Source organism: Paenibacillus sp. J22FR21, assembly GCF_056269135.1.
This window is the reverse complement of record NZ_JBWDNJ010000001.1, coordinates 135,739-154,368: the sequence shown is the minus strand read 5'-3', so window position 1 is coordinate 154,368 and position 18,630 is coordinate 135,739. Positions and strand designations below refer to the sequence as shown.

At 49.9% G+C, this 18,630-nt stretch carries 17 protein-coding genes and 1 other RNA gene; 2 read left to right on the top strand and 16 right to left on the bottom strand.

Translation table 11 applies throughout. The features are described 5' to 3' along the window. Positions 1-113: 113 nt before the first annotated feature. The gene (locus AC0YNS_RS00695; protein ID WP_475779181.1) at positions 114-815 is read left to right on the top strand and encodes a TerC family protein; all 702 of its coding nucleotides are present in this window, start codon (positions 114-116) and stop codon (positions 813-815) included. A 23-nt stretch (positions 816-838) separates the two neighbouring features. Here the strand turns inward: AC0YNS_RS00695 and thiI are convergent, their stop codons facing one another. The 6 genes from thiI to AC0YNS_RS00665 all read right to left on the bottom strand — a co-directional run bounded on the left by thiI (position 839) and on the right by AC0YNS_RS00665 (position 5,452). Next, entirely contained in the window at positions 839-2,059 is a 1,221-nt protein-coding gene (thiI, locus tag AC0YNS_RS00690) for a tRNA uracil 4-sulfurtransferase ThiI (RefSeq protein ID WP_475779180.1), read from the bottom strand. A gap of 7 nt (positions 2,060-2,066) precedes the next feature. Beyond that, positions 2,067-3,233 (bottom strand): cysteine desulfurase family protein, encoded by a 1,167-nt coding sequence (locus tag AC0YNS_RS00685; RefSeq protein WP_475779179.1) that lies wholly within the window; start codon positions 3,231-3,233, stop codon positions 2,067-2,069. Between the two features lie 156 nt (positions 3,234-3,389). Further along, positions 3,390-4,094: a lytic transglycosylase domain-containing protein gene (locus AC0YNS_RS00680; RefSeq protein WP_475779178.1), complete on the bottom strand. Its 705-nt coding sequence runs from the start codon at positions 4,092-4,094 to the stop codon at positions 3,390-3,392. Positions 4,095-4,271: 177 nt separating this feature from the next. Then, the gene (locus tag AC0YNS_RS00675) at positions 4,272-4,679 is read right to left on the bottom strand and encodes a hypothetical protein (protein WP_475779177.1); all 408 of its coding nucleotides are present in this window, start codon (positions 4,677-4,679) and stop codon (positions 4,272-4,274) included. Between the two features lie 6 nt (positions 4,680-4,685). Next, entirely contained in the window at positions 4,686-4,898 is a 213-nt protein-coding gene (locus tag AC0YNS_RS00670; RefSeq protein ID WP_475779176.1) for a DUF1540 domain-containing protein, read from the bottom strand. Between the two features lie 53 nt (positions 4,899-4,951). Then, positions 4,952-5,452 carry a YpuI family protein gene (locus AC0YNS_RS00665; protein WP_090979890.1) on the bottom strand — a complete coding sequence of 167 codons (501 nt, stop codon included), beginning with the start codon at positions 5,450-5,452 and terminating at the stop codon, positions 4,952-4,954. 196 nt (positions 5,453-5,648) lie between these two features. On the opposite strand from AC0YNS_RS00665, the gene AC0YNS_RS00660 reads away from it, so the two are divergent. Next, positions 5,649-7,490: a S8 family peptidase gene (locus AC0YNS_RS00660; protein WP_475779175.1), complete on the top strand. Its 1,842-nt coding sequence runs from the start codon at positions 5,649-5,651 to the stop codon at positions 7,488-7,490. Between the two features lie 96 nt (positions 7,491-7,586). On the opposite strand, the gene rnpB is transcribed toward AC0YNS_RS00660, so the two are convergent. The 10 genes from rnpB to glyQ form a co-directional block, all read right to left on the bottom strand. After that, positions 7,587-7,993: RNase P RNA component class A (rnpB, locus tag AC0YNS_RS00655), an RNA gene on the bottom strand. 78 nt (positions 7,994-8,071) lie between these two features. Continuing rightward, positions 8,072-9,193: a Nif3-like dinuclear metal center hexameric protein gene (locus AC0YNS_RS00650; RefSeq protein ID WP_475779174.1), complete on the bottom strand. Its 1,122-nt coding sequence runs from the start codon at positions 9,191-9,193 to the stop codon at positions 8,072-8,074. Beyond that, complete coding sequence (locus AC0YNS_RS00645; protein ID WP_475779173.1) at positions 9,160-9,951, bottom strand: tRNA (adenine(22)-N(1))-methyltransferase; 792 nt, start codon at positions 9,949-9,951, stop codon at positions 9,160-9,162. Before AC0YNS_RS00645 ends, AC0YNS_RS00650 begins: the two co-directional genes overlap by 34 nt. A 1-nt stretch (position 9,952) precedes the next feature. Continuing rightward, positions 9,953-10,780, bottom strand: a complete 828-nt coding sequence (locus tag AC0YNS_RS00640; protein ID WP_475779172.1) for a hypothetical protein — start codon at positions 10,778-10,780, stop codon at positions 9,953-9,955. A 105-nt stretch (positions 10,781-10,885) separates the two neighbouring features. Further along, entirely contained in the window at positions 10,886-12,010 is a 1,125-nt protein-coding gene (rpoD, locus tag AC0YNS_RS00635) for an RNA polymerase sigma factor RpoD (protein WP_090979899.1), read from the bottom strand. Between the two features lie 18 nt (positions 12,011-12,028). Further along, the gene (dnaG, locus tag AC0YNS_RS00630; RefSeq protein ID WP_475779171.1) at positions 12,029-13,888 is read right to left on the bottom strand and encodes a DNA primase; all 1,860 of its coding nucleotides are present in this window, start codon (positions 13,886-13,888) and stop codon (positions 12,029-12,031) included. Between the two features lie 41 nt (positions 13,889-13,929). After that, positions 13,930-14,397, bottom strand: a complete 468-nt coding sequence (locus AC0YNS_RS00625; protein ID WP_090980160.1) for a YaiI/YqxD family protein — start codon at positions 14,395-14,397, stop codon at positions 13,930-13,932. A gap of 82 nt (positions 14,398-14,479) precedes the next feature. Further along, positions 14,480-15,298 carry a pyruvate, water dikinase regulatory protein gene (locus AC0YNS_RS00620; protein ID WP_475779170.1) on the bottom strand — a complete coding sequence of 273 codons (819 nt, stop codon included), beginning with the start codon at positions 15,296-15,298 and terminating at the stop codon, positions 14,480-14,482. A gap of 112 nt (positions 15,299-15,410) precedes the next feature. Continuing rightward, positions 15,411-17,492, bottom strand: coding sequence for a glycine--tRNA ligase subunit beta (gene glyS / locus AC0YNS_RS00615; protein ID WP_475779169.1), 2,082 nt, complete (start codon positions 17,490-17,492; stop codon positions 15,411-15,413). After that, a complete protein-coding gene (gene glyQ, locus AC0YNS_RS00610; RefSeq protein ID WP_090979907.1) occupies positions 17,485-18,372 on the bottom strand; it encodes a glycine--tRNA ligase subunit alpha in 888 nt (295 codons plus the stop codon). The genes glyS and glyQ overlap by 8 nt, the downstream gene beginning before the upstream one ends. Positions 18,373-18,630 lie beyond the last annotated feature (258 nt).

Genomic DNA, 18,630 nt, shown 5'->3' with positions numbered 1-18,630 from the left:
TGTATGTCCCAAGTGGACAGCTTATGTTTATGAATTTTTGAATCCTTCTCTGTTTTTAAACGTAAGAACGATAAACATCATAGCGCTCTAAAGAAAAGGAGGACAGAAAGGCAATGGACTTTTTCTCACTTGAATTTCTTTCTGCACTGGTTACCATCGTCTTTATCGACCTCATTCTTGCCGGCGATAACGCCATCGTAATCGGGCTTGCAGCTCGAAAACTGCCTAAGGAACAGCAAAAAAAAGCCGTCATATGGGGGACAGTCGGTGCCGTCGGTATTCGAGCCATCGCTACCACATTAGTTGTATACTTGCTCAATGTTCCGTGGCTCATGCTGGCAGGCGGCATTTTGCTGCTCTGGATTGCTTACAAGCTGCTGGTTGATAATGAAGCACATGACAATATCACGGCAGGCAACACCTTATGGCAATCTGTACGTACAATCATTATAGCCGACGCTGCTATGGGTTTAGACAATGTCATCGCGGTCGCAGGTGCGGCTCATGGCAGTGTACTACTGGTTCTGCTTGGACTTATCATCAGCATTCCAATCGTAGTTTGGGGCAGTACGCTGTTTATTAAGCTGATCAACAAGATCCCATGGATAGTTTACGTAGGATCCGGAGTGTTGGCTTATACGGCAGCCAAAATGATTACGCACGAAATTAAGCTCGAAGAATTCTTCAAGAATAACCCCGCTTTTGAGTGGTCGTTCCTGATATTGATCGTCATCGTTATTATCGTAGCAGGTCTTTGGAAGAACGCTTCACGCAAACAGGAAACCGGAATGGAAAAAAGCAGGGAATCCCATTAATCTGGGGTTCCTCGCTTTTTTATTTAGAACCAACGATCCTCGCCTGCCGTTTCAACTGCATTCCGAACCTCCGGCGTAATACGCATCACTTCTACGCTTGAAACTGCCTCCGCAATCATCGCATCAAGCCCGGCAATCGCCTGCTCGGTTTTCTCGACTATGGCCAAATTCGGATTGGTGCTTGGTGATTTCGGAACAAACAACGTACAACAATCCTCATAAGGCAGAATCGATGTCTCGAACGTATCAATCTTACGGGCAATTCGAATGATTTCATTCTTATCCATCGTAATGAGCGGTCTAAGCAGCGGGAGCTGCGTGGAACGGCCGATAACATTCATGCTGCCGAGCGTCTGGCTAGCTACTTGGCCTAAGCTGTCTCCCGACACGAGACCGAATCCACCAACCTGTTCCGCGATCAACTCCGCGATTCGGAGCATCGAGCGGCGCATCAGCGTAATGATCAGTGGATCTTGTCCGGACTGCGCCAGTGCCGTTTGAATCTCGGTAAACGAAACCAAATGAAGCTTGATGGGCACTCCGCTGTAGTGTGACAGTCGTCTGACCAAGTCAATTACTTTCTCCTTCGCTTTATCGCTCGTGAACGGATAGCTGTGAAAATGCACCGCCTCGATCTCCAGACCCTGTCTCATCGCCAGATAGCCCGCTACAGGGCTGTCAATCCCGCCGGAGAGCAGCAGCATCGCTTTACCGTTCGTGCCGTAAGGGAAGCCTCCAGCGGCTTGTACGACGCTGCTGAAGACGTAAGTGCCTTCCGGTTGAATTTCAACGCGAAGTTCAACTTCAGGTTCCTTAACATTCACCTTTAGCCCAGGTGTTTCACGCAGCACATGACCGCCGACCAAATGATTCATCTCTTGCGTATCATGCGGAAACTGTTTCTCCACCCGCTTTGTCGACACTTTGAATGTCGCGGGCTGCGACGGAAGCGCCCCCATAACTTCCAGTGCGGCAGAACGAATGGCCTCCAGTTCATTCGCAACCTTTCGAATAGGACTGAAAGTCGCAATTCCGAAAATATCTTTAAGTTTTACTGCCATTTCCTCATAAGGCTCGCCATTTAATGTGATATAGATTCTTCCGTAAGTACGCGTAATTTCAGCACGAACAAAACTTGCCAATGCTCGCCTTACTTGTTCAACCATTCGTTTATCGAAACGGTCGCGGTTCTTCCCTTTCATCGTAAATTCGCCGAAACGAATTAGGATCATATCCGGATTCATGATGCGTTTACCCCTTCCTCTCGAGCGGCTTTAGCTGCTGAACGACCAAACGCAGCTTCTGGCAGAGCCAATCCAGCTCTTTCTCGCCATGCTCATCCCCGAAACTAATGCGAATTCCGCTCACTGCTCGTTCATATGAAGTATGCATGGCCTGAAGTACGCGGCTTGGCTCATCGCTCTTGGATGAACACGCAGATTTGGTCGATGCCATAATTTCCTGCTTCTCGAGCATATGAATGATAACCTCCGGCTTCATGCCGGGGTATGAGAAATGCACGATATGCGGCGCTGCACCGCTGCCAAGCTTACAATCGGTACTGCCGTTTATGAGCAGCTCTGGCATCTCCTTGATGGATGCAATAAGCCGTTCCCTCAGCTTGTACATGTGCCCTGCTCTTGCGGAGCTGCTCTCTACGGCAAGGCGGAACGCCTTTGCGGAAGCAACAATTGCCGGAACGTTCTCCGTACCCGGACGAAGGTCGCGCTCCTGGCTGCCCCCTCTTAATAAAGGCTCTAACGCCACGACTTGCCGGACGTATAATAAACCAACACCTCGTGGGCCATTCACTTTATGTGCCGAAGCCGAGAACATATCAATGCCAGAGCCGACAAGATCAACCGTAAGTTTACCGACACTTTGAACCCCATCCACGTGGAACCAAACACCTTTATGTCCTTTCAGCAGCTCACCGATTTCCCTGATCGGCTGAATCGCTCCTACTTCATTATTTACATGCATGACGCTTACCAGTATGGTCTCTTTCGTCAATGCAGCTTCAAGGTCGGATACAGATACAACGCCAAACGAATCCACCGGTAAATACGTCACTTCAAAGCCTTCACGCTCCAGCGCTTTGAATGCTTCATATACAGAGGGATGCTCCACAACCGTTGTAATCAAATGATTGCCGCGTTTCTTACCGCTTCTCGCCGCTCCCATAATAGCCATATTATTGCTCTCCGTACCACTTGAGGTAAATATCCATTCCTTTGTTTCCGTACCCGGAAATATCGAAGCAATCGCCCCTCTTGCACGTTCCAGCAAATTACCCGCTTCCTGGCCGCTTCTGTGAAGCGACGACGGATTCGCATAATGCTTCGCCATGACTTCTGCCATCGTTCTGATGACTTCTTCATGCGGAGGCGTAGAAGCACAGTGATCAAAATAATACATCTTATCCAGCTTCCTCTCATCCTTCTGACAACAAACGAAAAAGATCAGCGAAAATGCTGTGAAGGGTACATGGCTTCTTGTCCCTAATCACAACGATCTCCGTGATCTCTTATTCTCTCCAGCCGTTAAAGTTCTTCTGCGGCTTCGTCGGCATGCTTAAATGGAACTGTCGTATTGATCTTTGGCGCGCTGTACTTTGGCTACATAGCGCTGTGTCTCATGAGGCAGCAATGACATCATCGCCGCAAAGTCTTCATTGCTCTTAATTCCCGCACGGTCTACTCTGCCCGGACCGGCATTATAAGCAGCTAAGACCGTTTGTTCATTACCTTCATACTTACGCATGAGATAAGCAAGGAATTTAGTTCCGCCTTCAATATTTTGCTGCGGATCAAAGGAATTCGTAACGCCAAGACCACGAGCGGTGCCATCCATTAGCTGCATAAGCCCCTTCGCCCCGGCAGAGGATTCCGCGTTTGGATTATAGGAGGATTCCGTATGTATGACCGCTTTAATAAGTGTTGGATCAATACCATATTTGGATGCGGCAGCATGAATATAGGCATCAAATTCTGATGGTCTGCTGTCGCCGTCAGTAGAGCTTTGAGCTGCTGCAGATTGAATCATAGGGACTAAACCGCTCAGCGCCTCGAGTGAGATCATTCCTGGCTGTGCAGTCATGTCAGCAAGCGCCGAAGTGCCTGTCCCGCCCGCCATGTATTGCTGAAGCAATGAATCGAACATGGAGGAACCGTCTTGGCCGCTCGCAGAAGATAGGACATTCTCATTACCGTTCAGATCCAGACTAGGCATCATCTGCAATTGCAGCAATGATTTCATTATTCGCGGATCAATGCTCATGGTGTACCTCCACATTCACTTTGGCAATTCGACATTAGATAACACTATTTTACAACTTTTTTGCAGGATCCGCCAGTAAGCAATTAGTCCCGGCTAATATAAAGCAGTTTATTAAGTTATGATGTGTTTTCATGAAAGAAGCCGGCAGAGATTAATCTCTGACCGGCTTCAGATCCATTAGGTTATCGCGTAATAAAGGGGAACAAGGACCAAGTAAGCAGCAGCGGCTATAAATCCGAGCGTAATGGACCAAACGCCAAGACCTCGAGCACCCTGCCTGTAAGCAATGAAACCGACAATGATTGCCGTAGCACCGAGCACTACAGGCCATACCACCCATGACAATGCCGCTAATATAAGCGCTGCCCAGCCTGTAGCACGGCCGGCAGACTTCGTTTCACGAACTGCATCATTCGTGAGATGATTGCTTTCGCGGGTTGGATAGGAATGGATCGCCTGACGCGGTACAGCAATTTCGGCAGACATTTCTTCGTTGTAAGCCTTCATGTCTGGATGATACAAAGGATTAGTCGATGAGTCATCATGCGGGCTATGGGAGAACTGCCCTTCTGATTCGCGTTCCATCAAGCCTCACTCCTTCGCTTTAAAGGTATGGCAGCAGGTAGCTGCCTGATTCGTTGCGGTATCCTGATGGTTACCTCCAAAGCCCTCTTCAGCAAATTCAGATCCGAAATGATTGTTCGCATGACTGTCGATGTCGATTTCAATTTTCGCGGCATTGCACTGATTTCCTTCTTTCCAGAACGAACAGTTGGCAACACTGCAGCTTACGCCATTCGGCATAAAAATCACCCCCGGTATCAAGTTGCCCGTACCGGGGGTGATGTATGCTTTCCTTATTTTTGACCCTGCATACGGCGCTGAGTCATGTAGTCGCTCTCATAGTAGGATAGATCATCGCGGAGCTCTTCATAAATTTTCGATACAGTAAGTACGATATCACGAGCGGCACGTACCGGCTTCTTACGGAAACGGATCGCATCTTGTCCAGTGTAAGCGTAACGGCCATCCTCGGAATAACATTCGTTCTTAGGGTAGAAAAATGCATTTACACATTGATGATACGCTTCGTATAGACCACGTTCTGCAAAATCAATATCGAAATTAGGACGTCTTATCGCCACACCCAATTTTTCGTAAGCAACTTCGGAGAATACAAGCATGTGTCTGAGGTCTGCCAGCAAACCTTTATAGAAAAGCTCGGAATCGCTTCCTTGATCTTCTTCTGTTAGCTGTGGAAGCGCATACTGGTTCAGAAACGTCTCCAAATGGCCGACCGCAAGTTTTAATTTGTCTCTCGTTGATTCGCTAATCGCTTTTACGTTAGTCGAAGGCATTATGGTAGATCCCCTTTCATCATCGCAAACAATACTTAAATCATCAACATCGTACCACAAATAGCAAACAGATGGTACTCCGGATTGCCGAATCGCCCCCGTATATTTTCACCTGCACGACGTCACCCTAAGACAAGCAGCCCATTGGGCTTCCAGTCAAACCTAGCAAGTACAGTTATTCAAGGGGGTATTCACCATGACGAGGCGCAAATGGGTCGGCTGGTTTTGTATTCTGGCAGCTGCCGCATTGCTCATTCCGCTCACACCTTGGTTCAGCTCGCCAAGTCCCGACAATAAAGAAAAGAAACCCGAAATGCGCACCATGTCCGCGCACCGTGAGCGTCAGCTCAAGCTGGCAACGGTAAAGCATGATATGGATGCTACGGCAGTTCTATGCCATGCGGAGTGCGCGAAGAATTTCCAGAAGCTGATGAAGCATGAAGCCTCAGCAGCAACGAATGAGCATCATCTCACGCACTTAATGAAGATGCATAAACAGATGATTTACGTCTGGTGGAGACATCAAAGTCATTCCATCACGAAAGGCAGCAAACCTGCTTTATCCCAGCTCAATGAAGAAATGATGAAAGCGAAGCAGCATGTCATTGCAGGGAAGGCTTATTCCTCCTCTCCGCTTCAATTAAACGGACATCGATACATGATCATCGGTGAGCCTGATACGTTGCACAGAGGAGACGGCATTGCGGCTATTCTGCTGCAGGACATCGTAACGAAAGTACAAGGCCACCAACAGCGCAATTTGCGGCTTGTCCCTTATCCGGCTGAAGGCAAATACAAGATCGAGTCTGTCAAACCGAACTCTACGGAAGATATTACGGTTAGAAGCGGTGAAGACAACGGCAATGCCAGTCACTACCATATGAACGAGGTTGTGGTAAAGTTCCGTCAACCACCAACGGTAGATCAATTAGCTCAAATCAAACAGGATATTACCGCTCTCTCCATGAAAAAGCTTGGGTATACGTATGTTTTCCGCTCCAGAGTGATGGATGCGGAATCGATGATGCGTTACTTCAAAACGAGCTGGCACGTCGTGTATGCCGAGCCTCACTACTTATATATGACTAATGAGGCATCGGATATTATCCCTAACGATGCGCTTTATTCGGAATATCAATGGAATCTGCCTGTCATCGAAACGGAGAAAGGCTGGAATGTTTCAAAAGGCAGCAATAATGTCGTTATTGCGGTACTGGATACCGGCGTGCAAATGGATCATCCCGATCTGAAAGGCAAGCTTGCAAAAGGCACCAATCTGGTCATCCCAGATGCGCCGCCGGATGACGATGTCGGTCACGGCACACATGTCGCAGGGATCATCGCTGCCGCAGTCAATAACGGAGAAGGCGTCGCGGGCATGACCTGGTACAACAAAGTGTTACCGGTCAAAGTGCTGGACAGCAGCGGCGCAGGCTCTACCTACACGGTCGCGGAAGGCGTCATATGGGCAACTGATCATGGGGCCAAAGTCATTAATATGAGTTTGGGCAACTATGCAGAAGCTCAGTTTCTGCACGATGCGATCAAATACGCCTATGACAAAGGTGTTGTGCTAATAGCGGCTAGCGGCAATGATAATACGGAGCGCCCCGGCTATCCAGCTGCATATCCCGAGGTGTTCGCAGTAGCTTCCACAAATTCGGACGGCACACGCTCGACATTCTCCAACTACGGAAGTTATATCGATGTAGCCGCACCGGGCTTCAGCATCGCCAGCACCTATCCGGGCAGCCAATATGCTGCGCTCTCCGGCACTTCAATGGCAAGTCCGCATGTAGCCGCACTTGCCGGGCTCATTCGGTCGATCAATCCGGATCTGACCAATGTTGAAGTCATGGATATCATGCGAAAGTCTGCCAAGGATCTCGGCGACAAAGGCAAGGATAAGTACTTCGGCTACGGCCAAATCGACGTCGTCAATGCGCTGAAAGCCGCGCAGCAGTCGAAAGTATCGCTGCAGCAATTTCCGCAGCAGGTTGAACGGCGCTTGGCTCAGATCGCGAGCAAATATGAATAAATAGGATGAAAACCGTCTGACCTGTTTAGCGTCAGACGGTCTTCGTCGAAAACGAAGAAGCCCGCAAGGCATAAGCCTTGCGGGTTTCTTGAGCATGTGGAAAGCTTGCCGTAAGCCGGGTTCTGTGCCTCTTGTGGTGTGACGGGAACTACCCTCCCACGTTTGAAGCGACAATCATCTATCTAGGCCGATCATTGCTAATCAGCTCAAGCGACCAACCCGAACGCTCCCCGGGCAGAGGTGCAGCTCTAGGCTGCTGCGTTCTCTCGGTCTTGCTCCAGATGGGGTTTACCAGCCCCATTGTCACCAATGGCGCTCGTGGTCTCTTACACCACGGTTCCACCCTTACCTGTACCGGATTTGCATCCGGCCATCGGCGGTCCATTTCTGTGGCACTATCCTTCGGCTCGCGCCGACTGGACGTTATCCAGCATCTTTGCCCTACGGAGCCCGGACTTTCCTCTCGCGGCAACAAGGCCGCCAGCGATTGTCTGTCAAACTTTCCGTGTACAACACAGTATACGCTGATCGAAGGAAAAGCTCAAGGTCTGATTCATTTCCATCCAGGCGACGATTTATGATTACAGGAATTGGAACGGTTCTGTCTCCACCTGTGAGGCAATCGCCTCAGTCGCATATTTCCGCTGCTGGAGCTCTCGGCGCAGCCAATCGGCAACGCGAGGCTTCATCAGCTTCTCAATATTGTGGCCGGGGTCGATAATCGACAGCCCTGCCATCGCTGCATCATGCGCTGTATGGTAATCCATATCACCCGTTACAAGCACATCAGCGCCGGCAAACAACGCATGGCGTACATATCTGGCACCGGAGCCGCCAAGTACCGCCACTTTGCGTACATCGCGATCCAGATCGCCGACGACGCGCAGTGCCGGAACCTCGAATACGGCTTTTGCCCGTTCAGCAAGCTCACGAAGCTTCACTGCCGCAGGCAGCTTGCCTACGCGGCCGAGTCCGAATACGCGGCCTTTCATATCGACTGGATACAAATCATAAGCCACTTCCTCGTAGGGATGCGCCTTCAGCATGGCTTGTACAACTTTACGCTGCACGCTTGCAGGTACAATCGTTTCCACGCGGATTTCCTGTACGCGCTCAAGCTTGCCCTTCTCCCCGATAAACGGTTCGGCAGTATCACCGGGCAGGAAGGTGCCGACGCCTTCGATATTAAAGCTGCACTGGCTATAGCCGCCGATTTCTCCTGCCCCGGCATTCCAAATCGCTTGAAGCACTTGTTCGTGATGCGTTTTCGGAACAAAGACGACCAGCTTGAACAGCTTGTCTGAATGAACATCTTCAAGGGAAGCGCGGCCTTCGGCCGGCAATCCGAGCAGATCAGCCATCCAGTCATTAATTCCGCCGTCCGCTACATCAAGATTGGTATGCGCGATATAAACGGCGATATCGTTCTTGATTAGCTTCTCGTACAGCTTGCCTGCCGGAGTTGAAGTATCCAGCTTCGCAAGGGGTCTATAAATTATCGCATGATGGGCGATGATCAGTTCTGCGCCGAGTGCAATGGCTTCATCCACTACCTCGTCGGTAACATCGAGTGCGACAAGCACCTTACTGACTACCTTCTGCAGAGTTCCGAGCTGAAGACCGATCTTATCGTTCTCCATTGCGATATGTTTGGGAGCCAGCTGCTCGATTAGCTGGATGACGGTTTGGCCGTTCGCAAACATGACAGCACCTCCTCAATCCCTTTCATTTCACCGCGCAGCTGTGCTTCCTTCTCACGCGATTCCGCGAGATCCGACTGCCCCAATTGACGGCAAATCCGATCGAGCTTCCCGTGCTCATGCTGCCATTTGTTGTGAAGCCAATCGCTCGGCTGTCGCAGCAAATAGGGACCCATCCGGTAGAGCCATTCCTGCTTCGCGGCCTCTGTCATAGACGGAATTTCCAGGAACGACGCATGATATACGCCTTCATTAGTAATCGAAGTTGGGCTATGTTGCTCATGCAGCGCATGCAGTACTTCATAGATACGGCCATCCTCTTCCAGAATCATTTCATCCTGCAGGACATAACCGTGCTGCACGAGCCACTTCCGAACGATCTCTTCGCCGACATTCGGCTGAAGCACCAGCTCACGAACGCCTTCCAGTTTGCCGGCCTGACGACCAGCCTCCAAGATGTCTGCCATCAAGCTGCCGCCCATTCCGGCAATCGTAACCGTGTCTGCTTCTCCTGGGGCAAGAACAGCTAGTCCATCGCCTTGTCGAACCTCAATCTTCTTCGTCAGACCCGCTTCTGCTACCTGTCTCTTAGCAGCTTGAAACGGCCCAGTATTCAACTCTCCCGCGATAGCGGATGGACATTTACCGCTTTGCAGCAGGTACACCGGCAGCAGCGCATGGTCGGAACCAATATCTACAACTCGTGTTTGTGCCGAGACCAGATCTGCAATTTGCTGTAAACGTTTAGACAACTTTATCATCTCATGCAACCCACGCAATCCATTGTTTTCGAAGGGAGAAGAGCAGTGCTCCCCCCGCCATAATTTTGACCATTAATTGAAGCTGTAATCCAAACTCCGCATCTGCGAACACAGCAGCGTACAGCTCAGGCATGAACCAGACGAGCGCACAGGCAACAAACAGTATCGATGCCACCGGTCTTGACCAGCGATGGAAGAACCAGCTGCACCAGCCAAATACGAACGAAGCCGGCAGCCAGTACAGCTGGATTTCGAACCATTTGGGCGATTCCGTATTGTTTGACAACAGCCATGCATATACGAGGAAGGAAGCCATCCAGCCGCATAAATGCAACAGCGGAATTCGGCCTCCAATACCAAATGCGATCCAAAATAACGAACAGAAAGCAAGTAGTCCAGCTTTCCATCCCCATGCTTCGAGCGCATGTAACTGCAGCATGTATAAGCCTGCACCCAACATAAGCAGCATCCCGGTCCCGATTAATCCTATTCCTACAGACTCGTTTTTGGCACGATATCGTTGTCCAATGAAGAGCAAGATGTAGACGCCGGTAATCGACAGCGCAATTTGCAATAGCGGATGAAAAACAGTAAAATAAAGAAAAACAAAACAGATCAAGGAAAAAATACCAAATGTCAGGAGCCACTGTTTAACAGACGCTCCTTTCACCGCAACCGCTGCTCGACCCGCAAAGGTAGTCGGAGCGCGCTTCTCCCCTTCTTCCAAATACAAGTTGAGCAGAAAATCACAATATTGCTCGGGAAGCAGTTTACTGCGCTGCCAATGCTCGATCTCTCTTACGATAGTCTTGCGGCGCTCTTGATCCATAACGTCACAGTGATTCCTCTCATGGTGGATTCTTAGAAGTGACACCTATCGATTTCACAAGGTGGAAAAAAGACCTTGCTGCTTCAAGCAGAAAGGTCCTGGTTGTTATTCGAGAAAATCTTTCAAACGTTTGCTTCTCGATGGATGACGAAGCTTGCGAAGTGCTTTCGCTTCAATCTGACGAATCCGCTCACGTGTAACGCCGAATACTTTGCCGACTTCCTCCAGCGTACGTGTACGACCGTCATCAAGTCCGAAACGAAGTCTCAGTACGTTCTCTTCACGCTCCGTGAGCGTATCCAGCACGTCCTCCAGCTGTTCCTTCAGCAGCTCGTATGCCGCGGCATCTGCCGGCGCGAGTGCCTCTTGATCCTCGATGAAGTCGCCAAGATGTGAATCATCTTCTTCCCCGATCGGCGTTTCAAGCGATACCGGCTCCTGTGCGATCTTCATGATTTCACGCACTTTCTCGGTGCTCAAATCCATTTCAGCCGCAATTTCTTCCGGGCTTGGCTCACGTCCAAGTTCCTGCAGCAACTGACGGGAAACCCGAACAAGTTTATTAATCGTTTCGACCATATGAACCGGAATCCGGATCGTACGTGCTTGGTCTGCAATCGCACGCGTAATCGCTTGTCTGATCCACCAAGTAGCATAAGTACTGAACTTGTAGCCCTTGGTATGGTCAAACTTCTCAACCGCTTTGATTAGACCCATGTTGCCTTCTTGAATGAGATCCAGAAACAGCATGCCGCGTCCAACATAACGTTTGGCGATACTGACCACGAGTCTGAGGTTCGCTTCAGCTAGTCTGCGCTTCGCTTCTTCGTCCCCATTCTCAATCCGCTTAGCGAGCTCGACTTCATCATCTGCCGATAGCAGCGGTACACGTCCGATTTCTTTCAAATACATGCGAACCGGATCGTTGATTTTGATGCCGGGCGGGAGCGCCAGATCATCATCGAAGTTGAAGTCGTCATGTTCACGCTCTTGGTCATCCCGATTGCTAATCGGAAGATCATCGTTCTCATTCACCACTTCAATGCCGATATCATCGAGTTGCTCGAAAAACTCATCGATTTGTTCCGGATCCTGATCGAAAGGTGAGAGCTTCTCCATAATCTCTTTGTACGTTAAGGAGGATCTTTTCTTCCCATGTTCAATCAGCTGTTCCTTGACGAGTTCCAGCTTCTGTTCAGTATCCAATTCAGTATGTTGATCATTCGCCATAATCCGACTCCCTCCTCCCTAGAAACGATCATCCTGCCGACCTTTTAGCTGTCTCTCTAGGGCATTCATTTCAATTGCAATTTGTGCTGCTTTCAACATGTCCCCGGAACGTTCCGCGCGTACCATCGCTTCTTTCAGCTGTTCGATTTCCCGAAACTTTGGCACCTTCAAGATTTCATTCACATAATCAACAAGCAAATGCTCATCGAACGGAATATCATCGTCCGTCATCAATATTGAAGCAGCTGTCCGTTCAAGTCGGCTATCTTGGAGCGAAGCGATAAACCGACTAACATCCGGATCATGTCCTTGCGCATAGTAAGCATATAAGTAAGCAGCAAGCGCTGCGTGATCCTCTACATTAAAAGCCTCTCCGAGCTTCTGATGCACCGTGTTTGCTGTATCAGCATCCTGCAGCATCTGCGCAAGCAGCTTGCGTTCAGCGACCTGATAAGCAGGCAAAACAGGCGGTGCAGAGGACGTACGACGGTTCTCGCGGTTTTCATTCCTACCATTATTCCACGAATTGTCGTTATTATCCCTTTGCGGTTTCATTTTTTGCAGCTGCTGCCGTCGATCAAAGCAGTCCTGCTTCAATGAATCCAGAGACATATCGAACTCACGGGACAGCTCTTTCAAATAAAACTCCCGCTCTGTCGGAGAATCGAGCACGGCAATGATGCCGACCGCTTCGAGCAGGTAGTTCTTCTGTCCCTCTTCTTCTAGGAGTATATGGTTTTTCTTAGCATATAGTAGTCTAAATTTCGTTGCAGATACCGGATGTTCAATCGTTTCTCGCATGAACGCATCTGCTCCATGCTTCTCAATGTACTCATCCGGATCCATGCCTCTGGGCAGCATTGCAACCTGAACGCGCAAACCCACTCGCTCCAAAAGCGGGATTGTCTTCAGCACCGCAGCTTGTCCAGCATTATCGCCATCATAACAGAGCACCGCCTCTTCAACATTGCGCTGCAATATCGAGGCATGCTCTTCTGTCAGTGCCGTACCCATAGAGGCTACACCGTTATGCACGCCTGCGCTCCACGCCTTGATGACATCCATATAACCTTCAAACAGAACAATTCGCCTGCTCTTACGCATAGCTGTTCGGGCATGATGGAAGTTATACAGGTTACGGCTCTTGTTAAACAGCATGGTCTCCGGTGAGTTCAAATATTTCGGTTGACCTTCACCGAGCATTCTGCCTGCCAAGGCGATAACCTTGCCATCACGGTTCCAGATCGGAAACATGATTCGATCACGAAACCGGTCAATGTAGCCGCTCTTGTCCTGCTTGGCAATAAGCAGTCCGCCTTTCTCCATCAGCGCGAGATCGTATTCCCGCTTCTCGAGAAAACGCGTAAGTGTGTCCCATTCCGGAGGCGCATACCCAATCATAAAATGATCGATTTGCTTATCCGTTACCCCACGATTGCGTAAATATTGCAGAGCAGTCTGCCCATGCGTCGTATTCATTAATAAATAATGATACAACTTAACGGACAGCTCATGCGCTTCAATCAGAGTGTCGCGATCTCCCCCATCAGCGGATTGTTGACGTTCCTGCGACCCTGACCAGGTGATGGGTATATTCGCTTCCTCGGCCATTACACGAATAGCTTCCGGGAACGAATACTCCTCAATCTCCTCAATAAACTTAATGGCGTTGCCGCCTTTACCGCACCCGTAGCAGTAAAAAATACCCTTCTCCGGGGTGACGGTAAACGACGGGGATTTCTCTGAATGAAACGGGCAAAGCCCCTTCATGTATTTCCCGTGCTTCGAGAGGTGAACGTACTTTCCTACCGTTTCTACTATATCGTGATGCTTAAGCACCGCTTCAATGACAGAATCCGGTATTTTCCCGTAAGCCATACACCTTCACCTTCATCCTAAATGACAAGTAATACTATTCGCTACGGCTTGGCATTCTCCTGCCGAGTTTGCAAAACTTTTGTCAGGTTTTGCAGAAAATAAGCACGGTCATCGTTAGACATCGCCTTTGGCCCTTTCGTTCTTCCGCCGCTTCGACGTCTCTTCGCCAGCTCGTGCCTGCGCTCCATTAGATAATCGATGTTGCTGTCATCATATTGTTGACCGCGCGGAGATAGTGCAATCGCGCCTCTCGACAATACAATGGTAGCCAGTCCAAAATCCTGCGTGACGACAATATCGCCGCGCCGAATATGGTTGACGATATACAAATCGACAGACTGGTCACTTCGATCGACCTGCATAATCGCAACACCTTCTTCTTCTTGGAGCCGATGGTCATGAGAAGCCACCATCAGAACAGGAACCGCAAATTTTCGCGCCACTTCGACAATTTCCCGCTTAACCGGACACGCATCAGCATCTACTACAATCGTTGGTATGGCTGTCATTCGTTGCATCACCGCATCTTCTTGTAACTACCGTACTATTATATACGGCAAATAACCAAAAAATCCTGCACCCACCCTTGCATCAATTGGATTCTATATATTCCAAAATCAGACTTGCTGTTTCTTCGACAGCTCGATGGGAGACATCAATGACTAAACAACCGATGCGATCTGTGATTTGCGCCGCATATTTCAGCTCTCGCTCGATCCGGGCTGTCGTTGCATATGCAGCGCTGTCCGGCAACCCCAATGCTTTCAATCGTTCTTTGCGAATGCCATTCAAATAATTGATATCAATGGTAAGACCGACTACTTTCTCTTTGGGAATTTGGAACAGTTCATCAGGCGGGTCAAGCTCCGGCATGAGCGGAACATTAGCCACCTTGAACTGCTTATGCGCCAAATACATAGAAAGTGGTGTCTTGGATGTGCGCGAAACACCGACGAGCACAATGTCCGCCTTCAGAATACCGGTCGTATCGCGCATATCATCGTACTTGACGGCGAATTCAACAGCTTCCACTTTGCGGAAATAATCCTCGTCGAGCACATGATTGAGTCCGGGTTCTTGCCTAGATTTGCGGTTTGTTTTGCTTTCGAGACTCGTGATTAGCGAGCCAAGCAAATCGATGGCGGTTACCTCGTGAATGCGGGCAAACTCCACCATTCGGTCACGCAGCCCCGGAAGCACAAGCGTATAGAGCATGATAGCACCATGCTCCTTAGCTTGCAGCACGAACCGCTCGAGCGACGCTTCGTCATGGACGAACGGCGCTCTGCGGATATCGGCGTTAATGGGATGAAATTGGGCTATCGCAGCCCGGACGACAAGCTCGCCGGTGTCACCGGCGGAATCGGAAACGACGTAAATAATCACTTCAGGCTGCGAATCTGTAGCCATTTCTTCCCCTCCCGAGTCTTTTCTGCGGAAAAACAAGTTAGTCCAAGGTAGTGTCTTTTCCTGCGGAAAAACAAGTTAGTCCAAAGTAGTGTCTTTTCCTGCGGAAAAACACTTACCAAACAAGCTTCGAAAAATCCGCTACTTTCACGACACTGCTCGCAATGGCAGCAAGTGTTGCAAGACGGTTAGCCCGCACAGCTTCGTCCTCAGCCATTACCATGACTTTATCGAAGTATACGTTGATCGGCGTCTTCAGGCTGGCAAGTTTTGCAAGCGCCTCTGCTGTACGACCTTCTTCCACCTGAACGGCTATGTCGTCACGAACCTCTGACCAAGCACGATATAGAGCGCCTTCCGCCTCGTCCACGAACAAGCTTTCACTTATTTCCTTAGACGTTGCTTTCGCAGCAAGGTTGCAAACTCGGTTAAGCGAATCAACCACAGTTTTAAACTCTTCGCGGCGATCTCCTGCAGCAGCAGCCATTACAGCAGCTGCACGGTCAACCGTCTGACGCAAATCATTGTAACCAACCGCCATTATTGCATCGACTACGTCGTACCGAACGCTTTGCTCCGACAGCACGTTCTTCACGCGGAGCGAGAAAAATTCATACAAGTCTTTACGTATTTCAGCCGCATCACGTTTCAACGAACGCGCAGCATGAACTTCAAGCGACAGATCAAATAGTGTGCTAAGCGGCAGCTTCAGACCGTGAGCAAGCACGATTTGGACGATACCGGCAGCTTGACGACGCAGTGCATAGGGATCTTGCGAACCTGTTGGCAGGATTCCAATGGAGAAACAGCCGACAATGGTATCGATTTTGTCCGCGAGGCTCACCAGCGCTCCTACCAATGAAGCAGGTGCTCTGTCACCGGCAAAACGCGGCTGATAATGCTCATTAATCGCTCTGGCAACCGACTCGCTCTCACCGGCTTTACGTGCATAATCTTCGCCCATGATGCCTTGAAGCTCAGGGAATTCGTAGACCATCTGTGTCACCAAGTCGAATTTGCAAATCGCTGCAGTCCGAGCCGCATCCGTTGCAGTTTGAGCATCCGTGCTCAGTGCCTGCGATAGCTTCTCGGTAGTAGCTACGATGCGAGCGACTTTATCTGCAACTGTACCTAGCTCCTCATGGTAGACGATCGATGTAAGCTTCGCAAGCGCATCGGAGATGGCGAGCTTTTGATCTTCAGCATAGAAGAACTTCGCATCCGACAGACGTGCGCGCAGCACCTTCTCATTTCCTTTAGCAACATTTTCGATCGAAGTGCGATCGCCGTTGCGAACCGTTACGAAGAATGGCAGCAGCTTGCCGTTGTCGTCCAATACCGGGAAGTAACGCTGATGCTCGCGCATCGAAGTAATAAGCACTTCCTGTGGAATGTTCAAGAACGACGGATCAAACGTACCGAACAAGACATTCGGAGTTTCAACGAGGAATACCACTTCCTCGAGTAAATCTTCTTTAATGCCAATTTGCCAACCCTTCTCGGCTGCAAGTGCATTTATTTGCGAAACGATCAGCGCTTCACGCTCAGCGGTATCTACGAGAACCTGCTGCTCTCTCAGACGCTCCACATATTGCGAAGGCTCTGCAATGACGGCTTCGCTGCCCAAGAAACGATGGCCGCGAGTCGTTCTGCCGCTCTGTACAGCCGTAATTTCGATCGGAACGATATCCTCGCCGAATAATGCTACCAGCCAGCGAATCGGACGCACGAAACGAAGATCGTAGTTGCCCCAGCGCATGTTCTTCGGGAATGACATCGAGGTGATAAGCGAAACCAAACCTTCCGGGAGCACATCGCTTGTTACTGTACCGATGCTGCTCTTGTTCGCGTAGATATACTCTACGCCTGCAAGCTCCTTGAAGAAGAAATCCTCAGGTGCCACGCCTTGGCTGCGAGCGAAGCCCAGTGCCGCTTTGCTCCATTCGCCCTGCTCGTTCAGTGCGATTTTGCGGGAAGGACCTTTCACTTCTTCACTTACGTCCGCCTGCTTCTCTTCTACATCGCGAACGAGGACGGTAAGGCGGCGCGGAGTCGCATAAGCTTCCACAGCACCATGACCAATACGGGACGTTTCCAGCCATTTGGCCATCTTTTCTTTCAATTGATTCATCGCACCGCGGACGAAACGTGCCGGTACCTCTTCTAAGCCGATTTCAAGCAAAAGGTCTTTAGCCATTATCGTTCACTCCTTTCTTCAACATCGGGAATCCGAGGCGTTCGCGTTCTTCCAGGTAAGTCGCCGCGCATGCACGTGCCAGGTTACGAACGCGCATAATGTAACCGGTCCGCTCCGTTACGCTGATTGCCCCTCTTGCATCAAGCAAGTTGAATGTATGTGAGCATTTAAGCACATAATCGTAAGCCGGGAAAACAAGCTTATGCTCCATCGTTTTCTTCGCTTCTTCCTCGTACATGTTGAAGAGCGAGAAGAGCATTGCCGTGTCGGAAGTTTCGAATGTATATTTCGAATGCTCGAACTCCGGCTGCAGGAAGACATCACCATAGGTTACGCCGTCTACCCACTCCAGATCGAACACATTTTCTTTCTCCTGAATGTACGAAGCCAGACGCTCCATACCGTACGTGATTTCAACCGCTACCGGGTTGGCATCAATGCCGCCGACTTGTTGGAAATACGTGAACTGCGTAATTTCCATGCCGTTCAGCCAAACTTCCCAGCCAAGACCCCAAGCGCCAAGTGTAGGCGATTCCCAGTTGTCTTCAACAAAACGAATATCATGGTGAAGCGGATCCACGCCTAGGCGCTTCAAGCTTTCCAGATACAGCTCTTGAATGTTGTCCGGGGATGGCTTAAGGATGACTTGGAACTGATGATGTTGATATAGACGGTTCGGGTTCTCGCCATAACGGCCGTCTGCCGGTCTTCTGGACGGCTCCACATACGCAACGTTCCATGGCTCAGGGCCGATCGAACGAAGGAATGTCATCGGGTTCATCGTGCCTGCACCCTTCTCGGTGTCGTATGGCTGAACGAGAATGCAATTTTGTTCCGCCCAGAACTGCTGCAGCGTCAGAATCATGTTTTGAAAGTTCATGTCATTCATCTCCTATCGAATTGTTTGCCGTGCATGGCGTCTGAACGATACGTATGTAAAGGCATATAAAAAAGCCTTCGCCTCTACGTCTGATATCAGACATAGGGACGAAAGCTATTACGCTCCCGCGGTTCCACCCTACTTGGTCTTCAAGCGCTAATCCGCACGGATGCTTGAAAACCCTCTTTTCTAAGCTTGCATAAACTCCGGAGTGCCTTTCATCGCGAACGTCCGACCAGGCTCCCACTGCCCCCGGCT